The organism is Paucibacter sp. B2R-40 (assembly GCF_025717555.1).
Taxonomy (GTDB): Bacteria; Pseudomonadota; Gammaproteobacteria; order Burkholderiales; family Burkholderiaceae_C; genus Paucibacter_A.
This window is the reverse complement of the sequence record NZ_JAJIRP010000001.1, coordinates 626,802-648,326: the sequence shown is the minus strand read 5'-3', so window position 1 is coordinate 648,326 and position 21,525 is coordinate 626,802. Positions and strand designations below refer to the sequence as shown.

Genomic DNA, 21,525 nt, shown 5'->3' with positions numbered 1-21,525 from the left:
CACGGGCTGCCCCGTCGATTGAAACAGTCCGAATGCCCGGCAAGGATGCGGCTGCGACCCACAACACCGCGCCCTCGCGCGCCGCTGGCCTGGCCCGACAAACTCGGCGCCCGATGGGCGAAATCGCCGCAGCCCAAAACCGGCGCCCTGGCCGGGTAAACCGCCTTTCTGTTGCAAGCCCGGCACCGATAATCCGCCCACTTTGATTGCCAGGGGCGCAGATCAGCGCCGACCAAGAATGAGACTCCCCAATCTGCTGGGCACCAAGAACGGCCGTCTAGCGGCCTTTTTCTTTTTGTACATGACCGAGGGCATACCGCTCGGTTTCGCCGCTACGGCCGTGGCCACGCAACTGCGCCGCATGGGCGTGGGCCCCGCCGAGATCGGCGCTTTTGTGGCGGCTTTTTATCTACCCTGGGCCTTCAAGTGGGCATTCGGCCCGCTGATCGATGTGTTCCGCTCCGAACGCTTTGGCCACCGCCGTGCCTGGATCATCGGCACGCAGTTGATGATGGCCGCTACCTTGGCCGTGCTGATCTTCCTCAAGCTGCCCGAGCAACTGCCGCTATTCACGCTGATCCTGCTGGTACACAACACGTTCGCGGCGATGCAAGATGTGGCGATCGATTCGCTGGCCTGCAATGTGCTGCAAGAAGACGAGCGCGGCCTGGCCAACGGCCTGATGTTTGGCGGCGCGGCCATTGGCCAAGCGGTCGGCGGCAGCGGCGTGCTGTTCCTGATGTCCTACATTGGCTTCCAGTCCAGCTTCATCTTCGTCGCCCTGTGCATTCTGGCCGTGACGGGCCTGGTGGTGCTGCCGATGAAGGAGGCGCTGGTGCAAGCGACGGCCAAGACAGGCTCGGGCCTGCGCCACGCGGCCGGCGAGATGCGCGACTTTGCGATGGCCGCCTTCCGGTCCTTCCTCGGCACCAAGGGTGCTTTTGCCGGCGTGTTCTACGCCTTGCTGCCGGCCGGGGCCATGTCTTTGAGCCTGGCGCTGCAGTCGAATCTGTCGGTCGAGCTGGGGCTGGACGATGACCAAGTCGCCTGGCTGCAACTGTTCTCCACCGTCGCCAGCGCCGTCGCCATGGTGATCGGCGGCTTTCTGTCGGATCACCTGGGCCGGCGGCGCGTGCTGACCGTGTGCACCCTGCTGACGAGCTTGCCGGTGCTGTATCTGATGTGGGTCTTGCAGCAGCATGGTTATGTGATGCCGCGCGAGCCGGGCAGCGCCGGCGCGCTCGCGGCGGTGCCGCCAGCCTTGGTGTCCGCGCTGTGGGCCTCCACCATCGCCTTCAATATCTTCATGGGCCTGGGCTACGGCGTGCGCACGGCCTTGTTCATGGACGTGACCAACCCACGCGTGGCCGCCACCCAGTTCACCGCCTATATGGCGCTGAGCAATCTGGCGATTGCCTATACCGCCACCTGGCAAGGCCTGGCCATCGAGGCTTGGGGTTATCCGATCACCTTGGCTGCGGACGCGGCCCTGGGTCTGGGCAGCCTGGCCTTGATGCCGCTGATGAAGAAGGCCCAGTCCGAGGCCGAGCAAATGGGTGATGCCCACGCCGCCAAACGCGCCGGCCGCTGCGCCTTCGGCCTGGGCCTGCTGTGCCTGGCCTGGCTGCCGTTCTGGCTTTTCAGGGGCCAGACCGGCGCAGCCGAGGCGATCTTCAATACCTTTTTTACCCTGGTGTTTGTGGTGGCGGCGCTGTTCATGCTGGCCGGGCGCGAGGTGCTGGGCGCCGGCGCGAGCAAGTCCTTGCGCAGTGCTTGCGTCTGGCTCGCCCCGCTGCTGCTGGCGCTGTATTTGCGCCACTATCTGAACAACTTGGCGGCAGCAGCCCCGCCGCTGCTGCTCGGCTTGGCCCAAGCTTTGATCTATGTCGTGCCCCTGCTGGCGGCGGCGCTGCTGATGCTGCTGGCGCGGCGCAACTGGGGCAGTTTGCTGGAGGCGCGCGCATGAACAGGACGCCAATCTAGCCGTGCTACCTGCCCATGACGCACTGATGACATGTCTGAACATCATTGGCGGCATTCGCATTTGTAATTGGACATAGCGGCCCGCCATGGCTTGAATGCGCGTTTAACATCATCGGTGTGCCAACGATTGCTCTTCGAAGGAACGGAATATGACGACTGCTGCCTCTCATCGAACCGCCGCAGGCCCAAATTGGGGCGCGAGTTGGGGGCGCTTGTTGCGCGCCCTGCTGCTGCTAACTTTGTGTGCCATTGGCATGATGGGCGCCGCGCGCGCCGCCGATGCGACTTTCAAGGATGAAGAACTGGACCAGATGTTGGCGCCGATTGCGCTCTATCCGGACTCGCTGCTGTCGCAGATCTTGATGGCCTCGACCTACCCCAGCGACGTCAAAGAAGCCGCCGCCTGGTCCAAAGCCCATCCGGATGAAAAAGGTGACGCGGCGGTCAAGCAGATCGAGACCAAGCCCTGGGAGCCTGCGGTGCAATCGCTGGTCGCCTTCCCGCAGGTCTTGGCGATGATGGACGCCAACCCCGGCGATGTGCAGCGCCTGGGCGACGCCTTCTTGGCCGACCCTGCTCATTTGATGGACCGGGTGCAGTTCATGCGCAAGAAGGCGCAAGAAGCCGGCAACCTGAAAGCGAATGAACAGCAAAAGGTCACGACCCAGACCGAGAACAACAAGCAAGTCATCATCATCGAGCCGACGCAGCCGCAGACGGTTTATGTGCCGGTCTATCAGCCGACGGTTGTGTACGGCAGCTGGTGGTATCCGACCTACCCGCCTTACTACTGGGCGCCGCCCCCTTACTACTATCCAGGCGGCGCATTCGTTGCGGGCGTGGTGTGGGGTGCGGCCATTGTCGGCATTCACAATTCCTTGTGGGGTGGCTATAACTGGGGCCACAACAGCGTCGATATCAACGTCAATCGTTACAACAATATCAACGTCAGCAACCGCCAGATCACGAACAATAACAACAGCTTCAAGCACAACCCCGAGCGGCGCAAAGATGTGCCCTACCGGGATGCCAAGAGCCGCGAGCAATATGGCAACAAGCAGCAGGCGGCAGCTAACGCCAAGGACCGCGATGCCTTCAAGGGCAAGGACGGCCAACGGGATGCGGACCGCGCGCGTGCTGCTGACACCTTGAAGGAACGTGGTGCCGATCCGGTCGCCGGGCGCGAGAAGCTGCAAGGTGCCGACCGTGACAAGGCCAATCAGGCCGTCAACAGGGCGGACCGTGGCGGTGACCGGGGAGCTGACCGGGACGCATCGGCCTCGAATCGGTCGGCCAACCGCGCCAGCGGTAGCAGTGGCAATAGCCATAGCGGTGCGCTGTCGGGTGTGCATGACAGCGGTGCCTCGCGAGCCAATGCATCGCGCGGCCAAGCCAGCCGAGGCTCCATGAGCCAGCATTCGGGGGGTGGCGCAAAGCCGGCCGGTGGCGGCGGCGGACGTGCCGGCGGCGGCGGGCGCCAGCGCTGAGTACAGGCCACAGAAAAGCAAAAGGAAAAGCCATGAATTTCAGAACAACATCCCTCAAGCCCCTGTTCAAGCTCCGCTACCTGGCCTTGGCTGCTGGTCTGTTGCTGAGCGGTGCGGCACATGCACAGGCCGCCTTCGCCAAGCCGGAGGCGGCAGCCGATGCCTTCATCGATGCGGTCGCGAGCAGTGACCCCGTCGCGCTCAAACGGGTCTTGGGCAAAGACTGGGCCAAGCTGATGCCACTGGGCGAAGTGTCGGCCGACGATCGCTACACGTTTTTGGAAAAAGCCCATCAAGCCCGCTCGGTCACGGTCAAGCAAGGCCTGGGCGAGATGCTGGTCGGCACCGACCCTTGGGCGCTGCCGATTCCGCTGCTGCAGGGCAAAGACGGCCAGTGGCGCTTTGATCTGACGGGCGGCAAACTCAATGTGCTGGAGCGGCGCATTGGCGCCAATGAGCACGCCACCATCCAGGCCTTGTTGGCCTCGGTCGACGCTCAGCGCGAATATGCATCGGTCGACCGCAATGGCGACGGGGTGCTCGAGTATGCACAGCGCATCATCAGCAGCGACGGCAAACGGGACGGTCTGATCTGGCCCGCCAGCTTGGGCGATGAAAGCCCTTTGGGCGAAGGCTTTCTGCCCAAGAAAGCCGGCGAGGGCTACCACGGCTACCGCTTCAAGCTACTAACGGCCCAGGGCGACGCAGCCAAGGATGGCGTGCGTAGCTACCTGATCGGCAAGCGCATGGAGACCGGCTTTGCGATGCTGGCTTGGCCGCTGAAGTATGGCGATAGCGGCGTGATGAGTTTCATGGTCAACCAGGACGGTCAGGTGTTCGAGGCCGATCTGGGCCCGAATTCGGCCAAGGCTGCGGCGGCAATCACGAGCTTCAATCCTGGCCCGGGATGGCAGGCGGTGGCGCAGCCTTGATGACCAATCACCCTGGTGGGGCAAGCGCGACACCAGGGCGGTGGAGACGCAGGCCGAGATAGTCGCCGAGGCCTCATTGATCTGGCCAAACCAACCAAGTCCCTGGGCTTCTACCCGATGGGGCAAAGTGGCTTCTGGGGCGACTGGCATTGCGCCGATCAAGCCGAACTGCATGCGCAAGGTCACCACCGCAGCCAGCGTCTGGCCGAGGCCGATGTGGCGATGCACACGCGCAGCAAGCTGAGCTTGCAGCCGGAGCGCTAAGTCGCGAGTTACCTGGTCGCGAATCACATGTTCCCGTGGAAGCTTTGTTTGATTTTTTCGAGTTGCACCGTCACCAGCTTGCGTTATGCTGCCCTTCAATTTGATAGGCCTTCAAGCGTTACTTGAGTGCCCCGATGGGAAGTCTCTCCTTCGTCGCATTTTCGCGCGGGTCAATCCTGCCGATGTCTGGGCACAGCAGACACAGCGGATAGTTTTTTACAGGTTTATTTCCCCGCAGAAAACGCCTTGGGTGTGAGCAGCACTCAGTGCGCTGATGCGAAAACCCTGAAGGAGCTGAGACGATGAAATGGAAGACCGTTCTCTTGCTGGCCGCGAGCCTGGTGGCCAGCGCCGCTACGCTGGCCCAGCCGGCCAACACTGCGCCGACCACGAAGAAAAAGCCCAACATCCTGATCCTCTGGGGTGACGATGTGGGTGGCTTCAATATCAGCGCCTATAACCTGGGTGTGATGGGTTACAAAACGCCCAATATCGACAGCATTGCCAAGCAAGGCGCGATGTTCACCGACTGGTACGGTCAGCAAAGCTGTACCGCTGGCCGCGCCGCCTTCATCACGGGCCAAGCGCCCATCCGCACCGGCCTGACCAAGGTCGGCCTGCCCGGCGCGCCCGAAGGCATGAAGAAGGAAGACCCGACCATCGCCACGCTGCTGCGCGCTCGCGGCTATATGACAGGCCAGTTCGGCAAGAACCACCTCGGCGACCGCGACGAGATGCTGCCCACCGCCCATGGCTTTGACGAATTCTTCGGCAACCTCTATCACCTGAACGCCGAGGAAGAGCCCGAGAACGTCGACTACCCCAAGAGCCCAGAATTCAGAAAGCGCTTTGGCCCACGCGGTGTGATCCACAGCTATGCCGGGGGCACCATCACCGACACCGGCCCGCTGACCAGGAAGCGCATGGAAACCATCGACATGGAGGTCAATGCCAAGGCGCTGGACTTCATGGAGCGCGCCAAGAAGGCCGACAAGCCTTTCTTCCTGTGGTGGAACTCCACCCGCATGCACATCAACACGCATTTGAAGCCGGAGTCGGTCGGCAAGACCGGCCTGGGCGTCTACCCGGACGGCATGGTCGAGCATGACGGCCATGTCGGTGAAATTCTGGCCAAACTCAAGGAATTGGGCCTGGACGACAACACCATCATCATGTATTCCACCGACAACGGTGCGGAGTCGATGAGCTGGCCCGATGGCGGCACCACCATGTTCCGCGGCGAGAAAAACACCAACTGGGAAGGCGGCTACCGCGTGCCGACCATGATCAAGTGGCCCGGCGTGATCCAGCCCGGCACCGTCAACAACGAAATTGGCGCGCATGAAGACATGATGGCCACCCTGCTGGCCGCTGCCGGCGACACCACCGTCACCGAAGACTTGCTGAAGGGCCGCAAGGTCGGCGACATGAACTACAAGGTCCATCTGGACGGCTACAACCTGATGCCGGCCTTGAAGGGCGAAGCCGCTTGGCCGCGTCACTCCTTCATCTACTGGACCGATGACGGCAGCGTTGCGGCGATCCGTTATGACAACTTCAAGGCCACCTTCCTGAAGCAAGAAGCCCACGGCATGGCGGTCTGGCAGATGCCTTTCGTGCCTTTGCGTGCGCCGATGCTGGGCAATCTGCGTACCGACCCCTTCGAGCGGGCCGAGTATGAAGGCATGGGCTACAACCAGTGGTTCGCCGACCGCATGTTCCTGATCGCGCCGGCCGCCGCCTATGTCGGCAATTGGCTGCAAAGCTTCCGCGAATTTCCGCCGCGCCAAAAACCAGGCAGCTTCAACCTGGACCGCGTGATGGAGTCTTTGACCAAGCCGCAACACAACTGACGGACGCGTGCAAGAGCAGCAATTGCTCTTGCAATCTTGCCGCCAGTTGCTGAACCGCAGCCCGACCAGGCTGCGGTTCTTTTGTTTGGGGATCAGGCCTGTTGGCCTTTGGCCCGGTTAAACCGGAGGGACCAAAAATGAAACCAAAATCTCAATCAGTAGCGCTTGCTGCATCAAATCGAGATACCACCAAGCAGCGTTCGATGCCGAAATCTGCTGGCAGCCTGCAGCGCCGCGCCTTCCTGTGCGCGGCTGCCGTCGGCTTGACCGCGCTGGCACCGCACTTGGGCTTTGCACAAGCCACCGACCCGCTGCCAAGTTGGAACGCCGGCCCTGCCAAGGCACGCATCCTCGCTTTTGTGGCCGCCGTGACCGAATCCGGCGGGCCGGACTATGTGCCACCAGCCGAACGCATCGCCGTATTCGACAACGACGGCACGCTGTGGGGCGAGCAGCCGATCTACTTTCAGCTTAGCTTTGCGCTCGACCGCGTCAAAGCGCTGGCGCCTAGCCACCCCGAGTGGAAGAACAAGCCGCCCTTCAAGGATTTGCTGAATGGCGACATGAAGGCCGTCGCGGCCGGCGGCGAGAAAGCCTTGCTGGAGTTGCTGGGTGCGGCCCATGCCGGCGCCACCACCGAGGAGTTCGCCGCCGCTGTGCGCGACTGGCTGGCGACGGCCAAGCACCCGCGCTTCAAGCGCCCCTTCAGCGAGCTGGTTTACGCTCCGATGCTGGAACTGCTCAGTTACTTGCGCGCCAACGGTTTCCAGACCTGGATCGTCTCGGGCGGCGGCATCGAATTCATGCGCGTGTTTGCGGAACAAGTCTACGGCGTGCCGCCGCAGCAGGTCGTCGGCTCCAGTCTGGAGTTGAAGTACGAGTTGCGGGCTGGCAAGCCGGTCTTGGTGCAACAAGCCAAGATCGCCTTCAATGACGACAAGGCCGGCAAGCCAGTCGGCATCCACAAGGCGATTGGGCGCCGCCCCATCATGGCCTTCGGCAACTCCGACGGCGACTTTCAGATGTTGGAGTGGACCAGTGCCGGCCCCGGCGCGCGCCTTTCGGCCATCATCCACCATGACGACGCCGAGCGCGAATACGCCTATGACCGCGGCTCCAAGATCGGCCGCCTGGAGCGCGGCCTGGATGAGGCCGGCGCACGCGGCTGGACGGTGGTCAGCATGAAGTCGGATTGGACACAGGTGTTCGCTCCCGCGCCCTGAATTGCCGCCAAAGCTGGGTACAGTGCGCGCTGCACCCAGCCCTTGAATCGAAGCTGGCGTTTGATCGATAGAAGAAGATGAGCATGAAAACCGCAGCCAGCCCGACCGCCCCACCCCGCTCCCACAAACGAGCCTGGATCATCGGCACGATGGTCCTTGCGAGCATGCTGGGACTCGCGGCATGGTGGTGGCTGAGTGCACCCAGCCGCCAGCCGGCTCAGTTGTCGCAAACTGCGGCAGCGGTCGCCAGCATGCCGGTCGGCCACGCCGCCTATGTGGACAACAAGCAATGCTTGAGCTGCCATACGGATCAGGCAAAGCAGTGGCAGGGCTCGCACCACGCCAAGGCGATGGCGGCAGCCGGCCCGGACACGGTGCGCGGCGACTTCAATAACGCCGAATTCAAGCACCAGGGCATCAAGACGCGCTTCTTCATGCGCGAGGGTAAATTCTTCGTCAATACCGATGGGCCGGACGGCAAGTTGGCTGATTTTGAAATCAAGTACGCCTTCGGCCACGATCCGCTGCAGCAATACCTGATTGAGATGCCCGGCGGGCGCCTGCAGCCGCTGCAAATCGCCTGGGACGAGCCCAAAAAGCAATGGTTCCATCTGCTGCCCAAGGAGAAGTCACCTGCCGGCGACGTGCTGCACTGGACCGGCCGCTACCAGACCGCCAACACCATGTGCATTGGCTGCCACACGACCAATTTTGAAAAGAACTACGACGCCAAGACCGACAGCTTTGCTTCGCGCTGGAGCGAGCCGAATGTGAGTTGCCAGGCCTGCCATGGGCCGGGCAAGCCGCATGTGGAATGGGCAGCGCTGAAGGCGGGAGGCAAGGCGCCAACCGCCGTAGCCAACTATGGGCTCAATGTCGATGTGAAGGTCAAGGACGCCGCCAAGCAGGGTGAGGTCTGCACCAGCTGCCATGCCCGCCGCACCGAGCTGGACGGCAAGCCTTTTGCTGGCCAGCCGCTGCTGGACAACGTCCTTCCTACGCTGCTGACCAGCGGCCTGTATCACGCCGACGGCCAGCAGCAAGACGAGGTCTTTGTCGACGGTTCCTTCCGACAAAGCAAGATGCATCAGAAGGGCGTCACCTGCATCAACTGCCACAACGCCCATACCGGCAAAGTCAAGCTGCCGGGCAATGAGCTGTGCTTGCAATGCCATGCGCCGGCGGCCACGCCAAGAAGCGCGCCGAACCAGAGCTTCACCAGCGCGGCCGGCGAATACGACGGCCCGGCCCATCACTTCCACAAGCAAGGCTCAGCCGGTGCGCAATGCGTGGCCTGCCATATGCCGGCCACCAAGTTCATGCAGATCCAGGCGCGGCCCGACCACAGCCTGCGCATCCCGCGCCCCGATCTCAGCGTCAAGCTCGGCACGCCTAACGCCTGTACCCAATGCCATGCGGACAAGCCGGCACAATGGGCGGCTGATTGGGTGCTGAAGTGGTACGGACCCAAACAACGACCGCATTTCGCCGAGACCTTGGCCGCTGCGCGCGCCGGCAAGACCGAGGCCACGCCCGGCTTGATCGAGCTGGCCGCGAACCTGAGCCAGCCGTCCATCGTGCGCGCCACCGCCTTGGCCGAGTTGCGCTACGCTGCCGAAGTTGGCTTGGACACCAAGATGGACGCCACGCGCGACAAGAACCCTGAGCTTCGCGCCGCCGCTGCCGACAGCCTGGAGGCGGCACCTGCTGCGCAGCGCTTGGCGGCACTCGGCCCCTTGCTCAGCGACCCTGTCCGGGCGGTGCGCATCGCCGCCGCGCGCAGCTTGTCCAGCTTGCCCGCCGGGCAGATCGGCATCAGCCTGAAACCCGCCTTCGATGCCGCGCTGGCCGAATACATCGCGACCCAGAACGTCTCGCTCGACATGCCAGGCGCGCATTTGAATCTGGCGGTGATCCAGCAAAACCTGGGGGCCAACGATTTGGCCGAGCAGCATTACTTGAACGCCCTGAAGATAGACCCCGACTTCACACCGGCGCGTGCCAATCTGAGCCAGCTCTACAGCGCGACCGGCCGCAACCCGCAGGCCGAAAGCGTTTTGACCGAGGGGCTCAAGCGCATGCCTGAGCTGGGCGAGTTGCAATACTCGCTCGGCTTGCTGCTGGCCGAAGAGAAACGCATGCCCGAATCCGCCGCCGCACTCACACGCGCCGCCAAGCTGCTGCCCACTCGCGCCAAGGTGCACTACAACCTCGGCCTCGTCCATCAAGGCCTGGGCCAGCGCAAGCAGGCTGAAAGTGCCTTGCTGACGGCGCAAAAGCTGGAGCCTGCAGATCCGTCCATGGCTTATGCCTTGGCGGTCTTCTATGCGCAAGGCGGGCAGCAGGCCCAGGCGCTCCAATGGGCCGAGAAGATGCGCCGGCCAGGGGCTCCGGACCCTCAGCTGGAGCAGTTCATTGCACGCTTGAAGGGGCGCTAAGCTTTTGTCGACCGGGGCGGCCGAAAGCTGCGCTTGAGCACCGCTGCACCCGCACCGCTGCCGCTGTCGGGCGCGACGGCGTCGTCGGTCGCCAATGTGCTCTCTGGCGCGCATTTCAGCGCCGCGAAGGTGGCCGCCAATTCGGTCTTCAATTGCTGCAGCTGCGCGATATGCGCGTCGATCTGCGCCATCTTGGTCTGTAACTGCTGCTCAATCTGGGGCCGACCAAATTTACCCTGAACCAACAGCGGCAGGATGGCGCGGATCTCCTGCAGCGAAAAGCCCAGCGCCTGCGCACCGCGTATAAAGCGCAGCTGCTCGACCTGGGCCGGCTCATAGCTGCGGTAGCCGTTCTCCAGCCGAGCGGGCGCCGCCAGCAGGCCTTGCTTTTCGTAATAACGAACGGTGTCGGCCGAGATGCCGCAGGCATTGGCGAGTTGGCTGATGTTCATTGCGGCATCGAACAAAAAAGACGTGAGTGGGGCTTGACCTTGGAGCATAGACCAATCTTTAAGCTTGGTTCTCATCTCCTCCAACAGCTCTCAAGCGGCCTTGCCCATGCGCATATTTCTCCATCTCTTCTTGCCGTTTTTGATGGCCGCCCTGCTGCTCGGCCCGGCCGGCGCGGCGCAAAGCCAAGCACCCCAGGCGCCACAGCTTCCCGACATCGGCTTCGCCATCATCAAGACCTCGCGTGTCGCGGTGATGGAGGGGCTCTTGGTGCCGGGCGGCAGTTTCAGCAAACAGATCGACTCCAACTTCTCGGCCTTTTTGATCAAGCACCGGAACGAGTACTTCTTGTTTGACACCGGCATGGGGCGGCAAATCGACGGCCAGTACCGTGCGGACATGCCGCTGTGGTGGCGGCCGTTTTTCAAATACGAGGCCCCGGTGCTGCCGGCCCGCGAGCAACTGGACCGCGCCGGCATCCCGCCGCTGACCCGTGTCATTCTCAGCCATAGCCATTGGGATCATGCCGGTGGCGTTTTGGACTTTCCCGAGGCGAAGATAGGCGTGGCGGCCGCCGAGATGGAATTGATCCGCCACCCGACAAGCGGACCCGGCGGGACCTGGGCATCGCAGATCGCAGCCAAGTCTATCCAGTGGGAGAGCCTGGACTTCAAGCCGCAGCCCTATCGCGGCTATGCGCAAAGCCTGGACCTGTTTGGCGACGGCAGCGTCGTGCTGGTGCCCATGCCCGGCCATACGCCGGGTTCAACGGGGATGTTCTTGAAGGTCGACAGCGGGCAGGTCTATTTCTTCATCGGGGACGTGGCCTGGACGGTCGACGCGATCAAGGCCGGCGCGCCTAAGTTCTGGGCCGCAGCCGCGCTGGTGGACGGTCATGCCGAGCAGACGCAAAGCAGCGTCGAGCAGCTGCGCGCCATGATGGGCAAAGACCCGGCGCTGGTGCTGCTGCCGGCGCATGACAGCGCCACGCAAGACCGGCTGGGCTATTTTCCGCAGTGGGTAAAGTAGTGCGCCATCACAGCACACAAGGAATTGACTCTATGCATGGCCCCAGCCCCGCCACCTTGCTTCCCGTGGAGGGTTTCCCGCAAGTCGCCTTTCTGAAGCCCGCGCTCGAAGGCAATCCCAATATCTGCGTCGGGGACTACAGCTACTACGACGATCCGGAGGGCGTGGAGAACTTCGAGCGCAATGTGCTTTACCACTTCCCCTTCATGGGCGACAAGCTGATCATTGGCAAGTTCTGCGCCATCGCGCGCGGAGTGAAGTTCATCATGAACGGCGCCAACCACAAGACCTCGGGCGTCTCGACCTACCCCTTCTTCATCTTTGGCCATGGTTGGGAGAAGGCTGCGCCGCAGCCCGGTGATTTGCCCTACAAGGGCGACACCGTGATCGGCAACGATGTCTGGATCGGCTATGAGGCCTTGATCATGCCCGGCGTCAAGATTGGCGACGGCGCGATCATTTCATCGCGCGCTGTCGTGGTCAGCGATGTGCCTGCTTATGCGGTGGTGGGCGGCAATCCGGCGCGGGTGATCAAGCAACGCTTTGAGGATGCGGTCGCCGCTGAGCTGCAGCACATGGCCTGGTGGGATTGGCCGCTGGAGGCCATCACAGCGAATCTGGGCTTGATTACCGGCGGCGATGTGCTTGCGCTGAAGCTGGCCTTTAGCGGCCTGCAAGGAAAGCTGTGATTCAATCGGCTGCCGATTCGGTTTTATCCATCACGGGGCCTAGGTCATGAGCATCATTCATTGTGCAAACCTGCCAGCGTTGCTGCTGCTGAGCCTCGCGCTGTGCGGCAGCCCAAGCGCGGGCGCCGAAGCACTGCCAGCGCCCGCGCTGCTGCAAACGCAAATGGCCACACCGCCCGCAGTCGTCACCGTGATCGAGCCGCACCTGAGTGTCAAGGGCGAGCCGCCGGTGCGGCGCGCTTACCTGGGCTACCCGGCCGCACAAGTATTGCGTCAATTGCTCGGTGCCGACTGGAACAGGGCATCGAATAGCGAGATCGAATTTCGCGCGCTCGACGGCTTTGTGGCCCGCATCCCGGTCGAGCGCTTCGCCAAATACCGCGCCCATCTGGTGTTCGGCTTGGCCGACGCCAAAGCGCCCTTCAGCGTGGACAACAAAGCGCAGGGCGAAAAAGACGTGCCGCTGGGCCCCTACTACCTGGTCTGGGACAATCTCGCCGCACCCGAGCTGCTGGCCGAGGGCGGCGCGCAGTGGCCTTATCAAGTGGCGCAAATCAGCTTGCGCCAAGCCAGCCCGCCGGCCTTGCTGCCGCCCGGCATCAGTAGCGAGCAATGGGCTGAGCATGCCGCCTTGGCGCAGAAATTCTGTCTCAGCTGCCATCAGGTCAATGGCTTCGGCGGCGACAAGATGCCGCTCAATTTGGCCGTTCGTGCCAAGCTGTTGGATGAACGCACCTGGCGCGTCTGGTTGCTGACCCCGCAGGCGTTCAAGCCGGGAACGAGCATGCCCGCGCTGCCCGAGGCCATGCCGCAGGCAGAACGCGAGGCGATCGCCGCCAAACTGCATGCCTATCTGAAGGCGCTGCCGGTGCTGCCCTGAGCGCAGGGCGGGTTTTGGCCTATTCGGCGCTGAGCAGCTTCAGGCCCAAGATGCCGACGACGATCAAGCTGATGCAGCCGATACGGGCCAGCGTCACGGGTTCCTTGAAAATGAGCATGCCCAAGGCTGCCGCGCCGACCGCGCCTATGCCCGTCCAAACGGCATAGGCCGTGCCCACCGGCAAGGCCCTCAGCGCCAGCCCGAGCAACCAGAAGCTCGCCCAAGCGGCGCCAACGGTGATGGCCGTGTATTGGTGGCGAGTAAAGCCCTCCGAGGCTTTCATGGCGCTGACCCAAACGACTTCGAGCAATCCGGCGATGAAGAGCAAGCCCCAGGCAAGGCCGGGTGAAATGGATGCGAACATGGTGTCAAGGTTCCAGTGAATCGGTGATGAGCAGCAAGGACAGAATGCCAATGCACTGCCGGCACTTTAGAGCGGCTCAGCTCTCGCAGCGCCCGCTTGCGACGAATGGCAAGCCGCTGCGATGAATGTCATCGCATAGGATGCCGATCGTCACTTTTTTCCACCGCGTCCATGAACCGTATCGATATCAGCACCGACAAGCGCAAGTTGGATTTGGCCCTGATTCACCGCTTCTTGAGCGAGCAATCCACTTGGGCGCTCGGCATCCCCTTCGCAACCGTGCAGCGCGCGCTTGAGGCTTCCCTGTGTTTTGGCGCTTACCTGGACGGCGCGCAAATCGGCTTTGCGCGCGTCATCACCGACGGCGCCACCTTTGCCTATCTTGGCGATGTGTTCGTGCTGCCCGAACATCAGGGCCGCGGTTACAGCAAGCGCTTGATGGAAGCGGTGATGGCGCATCCCGACTTGCAAGACCTAAGGCGCTTCTTGCTGGTCACCAGCACCGCGCCGCAGCTCTATGCGCAGTTCGGCTTCTGCCCTGCGGCCAAGCCGCAGGGCTTCATGGAGCGGCTAGAGCCGGATATTTACAAGCGTCTGGCTCAAACCCAAGGCTGAGGCAAGACTTCAGTCGCCAGCATGCGCTGCAGCGCCGGGCGCGCCAGCATGCGCTGCAGATAGGCACCGATCAGCGGGAAGTCGCGCGCCGGGCGGCTGGCGAAACCACGGGTCCAGCGGCACAACATGAAAGCCATCGCGTCGACCGCGCTGTAGTCGGTGCCGAGCAGCCATGGGCCGCCATGCAAGGCCAGTTGCGCCTCGACCTGGGCCAGCAGCTCGACCACTTTCGCCTCGGCCCTGGCCTGCACCTCGGCCGCGCCTTCGGTGTTGCCGTCCTTGACCCAGCGCTCGGGGTAGAAGTAGGCCAACAAAGCCGGCTGCAAGGTATTGGTCAGCCAGATCAGCCATTTATAGGCTTGCGCGCGGTCAGCTGTGCCCAGCGCGGGCAGCAGCGCGGCGGCGGGATGGGTGTCAGCCAAGTGCAGCAGGATGGCGGCCGCCTCGTAGAGCACCGTCTCGCCGTCCACCAGCACCGGAATCAAGCCATTGGGATTGAGCTTGAGGTACTCGGCCGACTTGTGAGCGTTGTTCGCTCGGTCCACCTGCTTGAGCTCGAAGGGCTGGCCAATTTCTTCCAGCAGGAGATGCGGCGCCATGCTGGCGTTGCCGGGGAAGTAATGGAGTTGCATCATGACGGGTACCGGGTTTTGAGCGGGGAGCCAGCGGCATCGTAAACCACGGACAATCTGCTTTTCTCGCCGCCGCCCTCTGACTCATGCGCCCTTTCGACCTGCCCTGCCCGCCCGATCTGCACTGCATGGAATTGCAGAAAGAAGACATCCCGAGCTTGCAAGTCTTCTTCGACGCCAATCCGGCGTACTTTCTAGCCGTCGGGGGCGAGCCCGCCGGGCCGAATTTGGCGAACGAAGAGTTCCATGAGTTGCCGCCGGCCGAGCTCAGCTATTCGCGCACTCACTACCTCGCCTTTGTGCCGAGCTCGGGCGGGGAGCCCTGGCGAGCCATCACCCAGATCACCCGTGATCTGATGGCCGATGGGGTTTGCCATATCGGGCTCTTTATTGTTGCCACGGCGCGCCATGGTCAGGGTGATGCGCAAGCCTTGTTTGCGAGCATCGAGCGCTGGGCACTGAGCCAGGGGGTGCGCTGGCTGCGCCTGAGCGTGGTGGTCGGCAACGCAAAAGCCGAACGTTTCTGGGCCAGCCAAGGCTTTGTCGAACTGCGCCAGCGGCATGGTGTGGCGACCGGGCCGCGTTTGAACAGCCTGCGTGTGATGTTGAAGCCGCTGGCCGGCGCGACACAGCAGGAGTACCTGGCCTTGGTTGCCCGCGACCGGCCTGAGGTGAGCAGCTAGCTAATCTTTCAAACCAGCGGCGGCCTGCGCCCGCATTCGCGCATGAACATAAGCTCCCTGCGGAATATGCAGCAGGTCAGCAATACGCCACATGACATGGCGCTCATGTTCGCTGAGGTGGCCGTCGGCATAGGCCACTTCCCACATGAATTCGATCATGCGCAACTTTTGCGGCATTTCGAAATTCTCATTGATGCGGGACGTGAAAGCGAACCAGTCGCTGGCGGTCTTGGCCTCGGCTTCGGCCAGCTCGGTCAGGCGTGCCGCCTCGTCCTCGCTCAGCCCGAACTTGGCACGCAGCGCTGCCAGCACCGCCGCGCGCTCGGCCGCATGAAAGCTGGCATCGGCACGCATGACCTCGACCAGCATCACGGCGGTAGCGAGCTGCAAGCCATGCTCTTCGTCGGCCGCGCCGGGCTGCGGCGGCAACAGGCCGTCCAGCAGGTTTTTGAGTGTCTTCATCAACATGGTTGCCATCATGTCATAGGCTCATGCGCCCGGCAGGCAAGGACTTGCAAATCCTGAACCATGCGGCGTACCGTGTCGTGGGCGGGCATTGATTCGGCGCGATCAGCCGCCACTGAGTCAAGCTCGCTGAACGAAAAACCGGCCTCAGGGGCCGGTCTCTGTTTGCTAGGGAAGCTTATTGAGCCTGCTTGCGGCGACGCGCCACGAAACCGATGGCGGCCAAGCCACCCAGCATCAAGGCATATGTTTGTGGCTCGGGCACCGCTGTGACCGAGACATTGTCGAGCACCGAACCCGAGTAGCCTGACGGGCCGCTGCTGAACTTCAACAGCGTAGAGCTCGAGTCGGCCGTGAAGGTGTAGGACTGGTGCGAAACGCCGGCAGTCAGCGCCGAGAAGCTCAATGCAGCGCCGCCACCCAGACCGGCCACGGTCAGCTCTTTGCCTGCGGCATTGTTGTCACCGCCACGGTTGGACGACAGGTCGAACTGCAACCAATAGGTCTGGCCCGCCACGGTGTTCAAGAGCTGCGAAACCGAACCCGGGCCTGGGGTGCCCAGCATATCGATGCTGTTGCCGTTCACCGCGCCGTAGGCGTTGTTGATGATGTCCACCGACGTGGCGCCGACGGTCCAGCCGGTCAGCACGCTCGAACCGGCCGCAATATTGGCAAAGCCACTGAAGGAGGTGCCGCTATATTGTTCGAAGCTGCCGTTGACGACCAGCTCGGTGCCGGCGGCAAAGCTCAGTGCGGGTGCGGCGATCAGGGCGGCAAGGAGAAGTTTTTTCATGACTGAATCTTTCGTTTTTTGCTGAGCCGCCGGATTGCGATTCGATGGATTGGATTGTTCCGGCCGAGCTCGGGCTGCGCATCCCCGCAACCCAATGGTGTGAACCGGCATACGTGAAGCCGGTCACGCAAACGCCTGATCAATTCAAGCCTGTTTGATTTCAAGCGCGTGCCAGACCGCCACTCACCCCGCTTGCACAGCGCTGAGATCGACGCATTGCCGGCTTGCGCCAGGCAAAACGCCGCGCGCTCACTGCGGATTCAAGCACTCCTCCAGGCTCAAGCCCGTCATCTGCCGGATGCCGCGGGCCAGATAGAACAGCACGCCCATGGTCAAGAGCATCGAGGGGATGGCGATCATCGGCCAGCTGAGCAAATTCATGCGCCCCAGCTCGGCATTGAACTGCTCGCTGCCGGCCGGGCTGTGCACGATCCAGACCGCCAGGACATAGTTCATCACGCTTGAGAACGCGAAGCTGCCGGCCAGCATCAGCGTGCCCACGCGCAGGCGTCGCTCAAAGGCGGCAGTCTCGCCGCGCTCAAGCAGCGCCGCTTCGATGCGCGGCACATTCATGATGGTGGGGTGGAAGACCATCAAGCGCACCAAGGGCCGCTTGCTCAGCAGCGAGAGCAGCACCGCGATCGCAATGACGCCCGGCACCGCCGCTTCCTTGATCGCCAGCCAGCGGGTGTCCAGCGCCAGCAGCGCGATGCCGCCGGTCAACAAAGTACTGATCACCCCGAGGGCCGCCATGCCACTGAAACGGCGCTCAAGCAGGCCGCTATAAATGGCCCAGCCGAGCGGAAACGCCAATGCCAGCAGCAGCGCGCCGAGATCGCCCAGCCACTCCGGGCCGCTCAGCCACATCAGCACAAAGGATGGCAGCAGCACGGCAATCAGGAGTTCGGCCAGCGTGTTGCCGGGGCGTGCGGCAGGGATCTTGGGTGCAGGCGAAGCGGCGGGAGCAGGAATTGGCATGGCGGGCGAAGGGTGAAAGGCAAAGGCCTGGCGGTTAAATCCTTGCGCCGGACTGTAGTTCATGCCGCGGCGGCAGGGTCGGTACAAAGTCCGCGAATGTCCTGCCATGCGCCCCTCAGAAGGGATCAGCCTGACGTCGCCATCAAAACCTCGCAGCGCAGGGCCACCTGCATGGCCACAGCGCCGGCTGGTGTCGCTCCATGCCGAGCGGCCAGCGCCTGTGCGCCGGCACGCAGCTCGCCCGCCGTAAGAGCACGGCTCAATACGGCAGGCAGCTGTCGGCCCAGTTCGTTTTCTAATACATATTGGCCCGCCTGCGCCTCGCTGACCCGCCGGGCAAACAGCAATTGCTCGGCATGCATGGGCAACATCACCACCGGCAGACCGCCCTGCAAGGCCGTGCAAACGGTGCCCGAGCCGGCATGGCACAGCACCGCCTGAGCTTGGGCCAAGACTTGCGCCATGGCCACCGGGCCCTTGCTGAAGGCCAGATTGGCATGGCTGAAGCGCTGCAGCATGTCCGGGCGCAGGCCGGTGACATGCACCAGGCTGAGCCACGGCCCATCTCGCAGGCACTGCAACACCCGCTCGACGCCGCCGTACTCGCCCTTCAGGTAGGCGAACAAGCGCGGGCGCTGGGCAGGCTCAGGCAAGCTTGACGAGCCTGCAGCCACATCAGGCCAGACGGCTGCACCGCCCTGATCGACCGGGGGCAAGGCCCCCCAATACCGAGCCACTGCTTGCCCTGGACTCCCATTGCGGCTGCTGCCGTAATGATCCAGCTCTGGCCATGTCAGCAAGAACTGCTCGTCGGCCGCGATCAGCTGATGCAAGGCCGGCAGCGGCGCCGCGTCGAGCTGCGCCAGCACCGCGTTGCAGGTCGCCAGCGCACGTGCCTCGGTCTGCACCAGCCGTGCCGGGTCGACACGCTCCCACTCGCGAAAACTCGGCATCGGCGCGAGAGCGGGCGGAATGAAAAAGCCGGTGCCTATCACCGCCGTGGCTATGGCGCGCTGCGTGCGGGCGGCCAACATGGCAGTCGGCGCGTGGTCCGCCAGCAAGAGCTGGGGCTTGATCGCCTCAAACAAATTACGCCAGGCCTGCACCAGGCTGAGCAGGCGCCGGTCGTCCAGATAGCCGGCATGAAACAACAACTCGGCGTAGGAGCACGGCGGCGCCTGCCCTTGCAGCTGAGCAGTCCAGATCGGCGCCTGCCAAAGCCGCACCTGCGGATGTTTGGCCAATCGGCCCAGGCCATCGCAGGCGCCGGCCAAGTCACGCAGCACAAAGTCAATGTGATGCCCCCGGTCAATCAGGACTTGCGCCAGCTGTGACAGCGGCACCACGTGGCCCATACCGCCGCCCAACTCCCAAGCCATCAGGATGCGCGCCATGCAAAACCTTTCTTATCTGCGCCAGCCACTCGAACGCGGGGTTGACTAAGGCAAAGCCACCGCTTGAAACTCGCCAGTTCAATCAACCGACCGAGACCGCCATGAAAACCAGCTGCGACGAATGCCCGAGTGTGCCCGCCTTTCGCCTGACCCTGATCGCGGCAGCGGTTTGGCTGCTCCATGCCGCGCCGGCGCAGGCGGCGACCTTTGAGGGCGCCATCATCGCCGACGGCGTCACCCAAGTCAGCTCGGCACCCAGCAACCAGGTGAGCGGCTACGACTATTCGTCGAGCTACTCCGGTTATGCCGATTACGGCCAATCGCGCGTCAACGCCTCCAGCTCAGGCCAGCCACTGCGCAAAGAGGTCGAGACCGTGCTGACCTTCCACCAGACGGTGGTGAATCCCTATGCCAGCGCGCAGAACGTGTCCTTCAGCTTCAATATCCCGCGCAGCCGCACCTCGATCTCACTCGGCAGCGAGTATTCGAGCGCGCCCAATCTGCTCAGCTTCAGTGCGGCGGCCAGCCTGATGGGTGATATCAGCTGGGGTGGCGCCAGCGTCTGGAACGTCAGCTACGGCGTCAGCGGCAGCGGCAGCGTCGCCAACGGCGGCGGCAGCCTGAACTACAGCGGCCTCAGCAGCAGCGCCTCGGCCAGTGGCTTCACGGTCGGCGCTTTGGCGGGGCCGGGCGTCATCAAGCTGACCGGCGACGGCGACCTGTATGACCCCGCCACCGGCACCTACCTGCCGGGCCCACACACCGGCCTGGTTGGCGGCGCCTATGTCACCTCGGACAACTACCAGGGTTTGCTGAACCTGGGAACCATCGGCGCTAACGAATCCTTGGAGCTGACCTACACCTTGAAGGCGACCGCCAGCTTTGAGGGCACTTACATCGTCAACTCCGGCTCCGATTGCTATGGCGGCTACGGCGGCGCCTGCGCCCAGGCCGGTGGCTACGACCCCTTTGGCATCGACTTCGAGCCCGAACCCAATAATGGCGGCATCACCCTGAACTTCACCGCTGCCGTGCCTGAACCGAGCACTTACGCGCTGATGTTGGGTGGCCTGGGTCTGCTGGCTTGGAGCTCGCGCCGACAAGCTGGCAAGCAGTGACTGCGCCAAGCGAGCTGAACAAGAGACCGGCCTCAAGGGCCGGTTTTTTTGTTTGCGAGCCGCCGTCTTATTGAGCTTGCCTGCGGCGGCATGCGACGGAACCGGCGTAGCGCACCCCTCTCTTCAAGGAGCTGCCCAGCCCAGCCCTTGGAATCGCGCAGATCGGCTCCAAGTGATGAAGAAAGCAAGCCGCTTGGCTGCGCCAAAGGCCGAGGCGCAAAGCTCTGTTAGGCTGAGCCTGGGCAAATGCAAACCATGGCGGGTGCGAGGAGGGCACCACCGGTGACATGCTCTATGGCCCCTGTATCTCGCTCGTTCATTTGAAAGGGAAAGCATTTATGCAAGTTCTGCTCCAAACCGACTCGAACATCGAAGCCAGCCAGCAAATGGCAGATCATCTCAAGAGCATTGCCAAAGACGCGCTCGACCGCTTCGGCGAGCGCATCACGCGGGTCGAAGCCCATCTCTCCGATGTGAACGGACATGCCAAGACCGCCGACGACGACATCCACTGCACGCTCGAAGCCCGCTTGACCGGTCTGGAGCCGGTGATCGTCAAAGAAAACGCCGGCAGTGCCCACCAGGCCATTGACGGCGCGATGCGCAAGCTCAAGCGTGCGATAGCCGGCGTGCTGGAAAAACATGAGCCGCGCAGCCACCGCACACCGGGTGAGGCCCTGGCCGCAGCGGACGAAGATTTATCCGCCTAAGCAACAAGCAGCAGCCCGCTTCAAGCGGGCTTTTTTCCGAAAACGGATTGTTAAAAAGCTGGTGGCGAACACCTGTCGGCGCCGACTATGCTCTGCCCCATATGCCAGCGAACTTGCCCCTCGATTCCATTTTGCAAACACTGCAAGCGCTTGAATGCGAGCTGCATCAGCCCAAAGCCAGGGCCGACGCCGGGCGCTTGGCGGCCTTGCTGCACGCCGAATTTTGTGAGTTTGGCCGCTCCGGCCGAAGCTACAGCAGGGCCGAAATGCTGGCCAAGCTGCCCGCCGAAACACAGCCCATCGCCGTTCAGGCCTGGGATTTCAAGCTCATGGAACTTGGCGCCAAAGTCTATCTGCTCAGCTATTCATCGGCTCATCTGGCGGCGGACGGTAGGCTTGAGCAACACACCCACCGCGCATCGATCTGGCGCTTGGAGCCGGCGGGCTGGCAGATGATGTTTCACCAGGGCACGCCAACCGCCGCTGTGCCATGACGACCCGCACTCCGCCAAGCAGCCCGCACTAGGTATATTGCACGACGCTCT

General features: G+C 63.0%; 22 protein-coding genes. 15 read left to right on the top strand and 7 right to left on the bottom strand.

The window, feature by feature from the left end:
• Positions 1–238: 238 nt before the first annotated feature.
• The 7 genes from LNV09_RS02885 to LNV09_RS02855 all read left to right on the top strand — a co-directional run bounded on the left by LNV09_RS02885 (position 239) and on the right by LNV09_RS02855 (position 10,180).
• Positions 239–1,966 (top strand): MFS transporter, encoded by a 1,728-nt coding sequence (locus LNV09_RS02885; RefSeq protein WP_263555560.1) that lies wholly within the window; start codon positions 239–241, stop codon positions 1,964–1,966.
• A gap of 166 nt (positions 1,967–2,132) precedes the next feature.
• Complete coding sequence (locus LNV09_RS02880; RefSeq protein WP_263555559.1) at positions 2,133–3,470, top strand: DUF3300 domain-containing protein; 1,338 nt, start codon at positions 2,133–2,135, stop codon at positions 3,468–3,470.
• 32 nt (positions 3,471–3,502) lie between these two features.
• The gene (locus LNV09_RS02875) at positions 3,503–4,402 is read left to right on the top strand and encodes a DUF2950 family protein (RefSeq protein ID WP_263555558.1); all 900 of its coding nucleotides are present in this window, start codon (positions 3,503–3,505) and stop codon (positions 4,400–4,402) included.
• Between the two features lie 15 nt (positions 4,403–4,417).
• Positions 4,418–4,666 (top strand): penicillin acylase family protein, encoded by a 249-nt coding sequence (locus LNV09_RS02870; protein WP_263555557.1) that lies wholly within the window; start codon positions 4,418–4,420, stop codon positions 4,664–4,666.
• Between the two features lie 302 nt (positions 4,667–4,968).
• On the top strand, positions 4,969–6,519 hold the full coding sequence (locus tag LNV09_RS02865; RefSeq protein ID WP_263555556.1) for an arylsulfatase: 1,551 nt from the start codon (positions 4,969–4,971) through the stop codon (positions 6,517–6,519).
• Between the two features lie 203 nt (positions 6,520–6,722).
• The gene (locus tag LNV09_RS02860) at positions 6,723–7,742 is read left to right on the top strand and encodes an HAD family hydrolase (protein WP_263555555.1); all 1,020 of its coding nucleotides are present in this window, start codon (positions 6,723–6,725) and stop codon (positions 7,740–7,742) included.
• A gap of 83 nt (positions 7,743–7,825) precedes the next feature.
• A complete protein-coding gene (locus LNV09_RS02855) occupies positions 7,826–10,180 on the top strand; it encodes a tetratricopeptide repeat protein (protein ID WP_263555554.1) in 2,355 nt (784 codons plus the stop codon).
• Here the strand turns inward: LNV09_RS02855 and LNV09_RS02850 are convergent.
• The gene (locus LNV09_RS02850) at positions 10,177–10,632 is read right to left on the bottom strand and encodes a heavy metal-responsive transcriptional regulator (RefSeq protein WP_263555553.1); all 456 of its coding nucleotides are present in this window, start codon (positions 10,630–10,632) and stop codon (positions 10,177–10,179) included. The genes LNV09_RS02855 and LNV09_RS02850 overlap by 4 nt on opposite strands.
• Positions 10,633–10,738: 106 nt before the next feature.
• On the opposite strand from LNV09_RS02850, the gene LNV09_RS02845 reads away from it, so the two are divergent.
• Genes LNV09_RS02845 through LNV09_RS02835 form a run of 3 tightly spaced genes read left to right on the top strand, consistent with a single transcriptional unit; the run spans position 10,739 to position 13,228 of the window.
• Complete coding sequence (locus LNV09_RS02845) at positions 10,739–11,659, top strand: MBL fold metallo-hydrolase (RefSeq protein WP_263555552.1); 921 nt, start codon at positions 10,739–10,741, stop codon at positions 11,657–11,659.
• Positions 11,660–11,691: 32 nt separating this feature from the next.
• Positions 11,692–12,348 (top strand): Vat family streptogramin A O-acetyltransferase, encoded by a 657-nt coding sequence (locus tag LNV09_RS02840; protein ID WP_263555551.1) that lies wholly within the window; start codon positions 11,692–11,694, stop codon positions 12,346–12,348.
• 46 nt (positions 12,349–12,394) lie between these two features.
• Complete coding sequence (locus LNV09_RS02835) at positions 12,395–13,228, top strand: c-type cytochrome (protein ID WP_263555550.1); 834 nt, start codon at positions 12,395–12,397, stop codon at positions 13,226–13,228.
• Positions 13,229–13,247: 19 nt separating this feature from the next.
• Here LNV09_RS02835 and LNV09_RS02830 read toward each other — a convergent pair whose 3' ends face one another.
• The gene (locus LNV09_RS02830; protein WP_263555549.1) at positions 13,248–13,592 is read right to left on the bottom strand and encodes a DMT family transporter; all 345 of its coding nucleotides are present in this window, start codon (positions 13,590–13,592) and stop codon (positions 13,248–13,250) included.
• Between the two features lie 171 nt (positions 13,593–13,763).
• Between LNV09_RS02830 and LNV09_RS02825 the strand changes: the two genes are divergently transcribed.
• The gene (locus tag LNV09_RS02825) at positions 13,764–14,207 is read left to right on the top strand and encodes a GNAT family N-acetyltransferase (protein WP_263555548.1); all 444 of its coding nucleotides are present in this window, start codon (positions 13,764–13,766) and stop codon (positions 14,205–14,207) included.
• Here the strand turns inward: LNV09_RS02825 and LNV09_RS02820 are convergent.
• Entirely contained in the window at positions 14,192–14,842 is a 651-nt protein-coding gene (locus LNV09_RS02820; RefSeq protein ID WP_263555547.1) for a glutathione S-transferase family protein, read from the bottom strand. The two genes, LNV09_RS02825 and LNV09_RS02820, sit on opposite strands and share 16 nt — an antisense overlap.
• Positions 14,843–14,925: 83 nt before the next feature.
• Here LNV09_RS02820 and LNV09_RS02815 point away from each other — a divergent pair, with 83 nt between their 5' ends.
• Positions 14,926–15,522: a GNAT family N-acetyltransferase gene (locus tag LNV09_RS02815; RefSeq protein ID WP_263555546.1), complete on the top strand. Its 597-nt coding sequence runs from the start codon at positions 14,926–14,928 to the stop codon at positions 15,520–15,522.
• On the opposite strand, the gene LNV09_RS02810 is transcribed toward LNV09_RS02815, so the two are convergent.
• From LNV09_RS02810 to LNV09_RS02795, 4 genes are all read right to left on the bottom strand, one after another.
• On the bottom strand, positions 15,523–15,984 hold the full coding sequence (locus LNV09_RS02810) for a tellurite resistance TerB family protein (RefSeq protein ID WP_263555545.1): 462 nt from the start codon (positions 15,982–15,984) through the stop codon (positions 15,523–15,525).
• A gap of 181 nt (positions 15,985–16,165) precedes the next feature.
• Positions 16,166–16,780: a choice-of-anchor C family PEP-CTERM protein gene (locus tag LNV09_RS02805; protein WP_263555544.1), complete on the bottom strand. Its 615-nt coding sequence runs from the start codon at positions 16,778–16,780 to the stop codon at positions 16,166–16,168.
• Positions 16,781–17,029: 249 nt separating this feature from the next.
• A complete protein-coding gene (locus LNV09_RS02800) occupies positions 17,030–17,821 on the bottom strand; it encodes a VC0807 family protein (RefSeq protein WP_263555543.1) in 792 nt (263 codons plus the stop codon).
• 62 nt (positions 17,822–17,883) lie between these two features.
• Entirely contained in the window at positions 17,884–19,152 is a 1,269-nt protein-coding gene (locus LNV09_RS02795; RefSeq protein WP_263555542.1) for a glycosyltransferase, read from the bottom strand.
• Between the two features lie 101 nt (positions 19,153–19,253).
• Between LNV09_RS02795 and LNV09_RS02790 the strand changes: the two genes are divergently transcribed.
• The 3 genes from LNV09_RS02790 (at position 19,254) to LNV09_RS02780 (ending at position 21,474) form a co-directional block, all read left to right on the top strand.
• A complete protein-coding gene (locus LNV09_RS02790; RefSeq protein WP_263555541.1) occupies positions 19,254–20,270 on the top strand; it encodes a PEP-CTERM sorting domain-containing protein in 1,017 nt (338 codons plus the stop codon).
• A 338-nt stretch (positions 20,271–20,608) separates the two neighbouring features.
• Entirely contained in the window at positions 20,609–20,980 is a 372-nt protein-coding gene (locus tag LNV09_RS02785) for an HPF/RaiA family ribosome-associated protein (RefSeq protein ID WP_263555540.1), read from the top strand.
• 113 nt (positions 20,981–21,093) lie between these two features.
• Positions 21,094–21,474 (top strand): nuclear transport factor 2 family protein, encoded by a 381-nt coding sequence (locus LNV09_RS02780; RefSeq protein WP_263555539.1) that lies wholly within the window; start codon positions 21,094–21,096, stop codon positions 21,472–21,474.
• The last annotated feature ends 51 nt before the right edge of the window (positions 21,475–21,525 follow it).

Excerpts from the sequence above, each read along its gene's own strand:
- LNV09_RS02800 (WP_263555543.1), bottom strand. The coding sequence starts at position 17,821 with ATGAACTACAGTCCGGCGCAAGGATTTAACCGCCAGGCCTTTGCCTTT.
- LNV09_RS02805 (WP_263555544.1), bottom strand. The coding sequence starts at position 16,780 with ATGAAAAAACTTCTCCTTGCCGCCCTGATCGCCGCACCCGCACTGAGC.
- LNV09_RS02845 (WP_263555552.1), top strand. The coding sequence starts at position 10,739 with ATGCGCATATTTCTCCATCTCTTCTTGCCGTTTTTGATGGCCGCCCTG.
- LNV09_RS02795 (WP_263555542.1), bottom strand. The coding sequence starts at position 19,152 with ATGGCGCGCATCCTGATGGCTTGGGAGTTGGGCGGCGGTATGGGCCAC.
- LNV09_RS02865 (WP_263555556.1), top strand. The coding sequence starts at position 4,969 with ATGAAATGGAAGACCGTTCTCTTGCTGGCCGCGAGCCTGGTGGCCAGC.
- LNV09_RS02825 (WP_263555548.1), top strand. The coding sequence starts at position 13,764 with ATGAACCGTATCGATATCAGCACCGACAAGCGCAAGTTGGATTTGGCC.
- LNV09_RS02850 (WP_263555553.1), bottom strand. The coding sequence starts at position 10,632 with ATGAACATCAGCCAACTCGCCAATGCCTGCGGCATCTCGGCCGACACC.
- LNV09_RS02840 (WP_263555551.1), top strand. The coding sequence starts at position 11,692 with ATGCATGGCCCCAGCCCCGCCACCTTGCTTCCCGTGGAGGGTTTCCCG.
- LNV09_RS02830 (WP_263555549.1), bottom strand. The coding sequence starts at position 13,592 with ATGTTCGCATCCATTTCACCCGGCCTTGCCTGGGGCTTGCTCTTCATC.
- LNV09_RS02860 (WP_263555555.1), top strand. The coding sequence starts at position 6,723 with ATGCCGAAATCTGCTGGCAGCCTGCAGCGCCGCGCCTTCCTGTGCGCG.
- LNV09_RS02785 (WP_263555540.1), top strand. The coding sequence starts at position 20,609 with ATGCAAGTTCTGCTCCAAACCGACTCGAACATCGAAGCCAGCCAGCAA.
- LNV09_RS02835 (WP_263555550.1), top strand. The coding sequence starts at position 12,395 with ATGAGCATCATTCATTGTGCAAACCTGCCAGCGTTGCTGCTGCTGAGC.
- LNV09_RS02875 (WP_263555558.1), top strand. The coding sequence starts at position 3,503 with ATGAATTTCAGAACAACATCCCTCAAGCCCCTGTTCAAGCTCCGCTAC.
- LNV09_RS02790 (WP_263555541.1), top strand. The coding sequence starts at position 19,254 with ATGAAAACCAGCTGCGACGAATGCCCGAGTGTGCCCGCCTTTCGCCTG.
- LNV09_RS02810 (WP_263555545.1), bottom strand. The coding sequence starts at position 15,984 with ATGAAGACACTCAAAAACCTGCTGGACGGCCTGTTGCCGCCGCAGCCC.
- LNV09_RS02815 (WP_263555546.1), top strand. The coding sequence starts at position 14,926 with ATGCGCCCTTTCGACCTGCCCTGCCCGCCCGATCTGCACTGCATGGAA.
- LNV09_RS02885 (WP_263555560.1), top strand. The coding sequence starts at position 239 with ATGAGACTCCCCAATCTGCTGGGCACCAAGAACGGCCGTCTAGCGGCC.
- LNV09_RS02855 (WP_263555554.1), top strand. The coding sequence starts at position 7,826 with ATGAAAACCGCAGCCAGCCCGACCGCCCCACCCCGCTCCCACAAACGA.
- LNV09_RS02880 (WP_263555559.1), top strand. The coding sequence starts at position 2,133 with ATGACGACTGCTGCCTCTCATCGAACCGCCGCAGGCCCAAATTGGGGC.
- LNV09_RS02820 (WP_263555547.1), bottom strand. The coding sequence starts at position 14,842 with ATGATGCAACTCCATTACTTCCCCGGCAACGCCAGCATGGCGCCGCAT.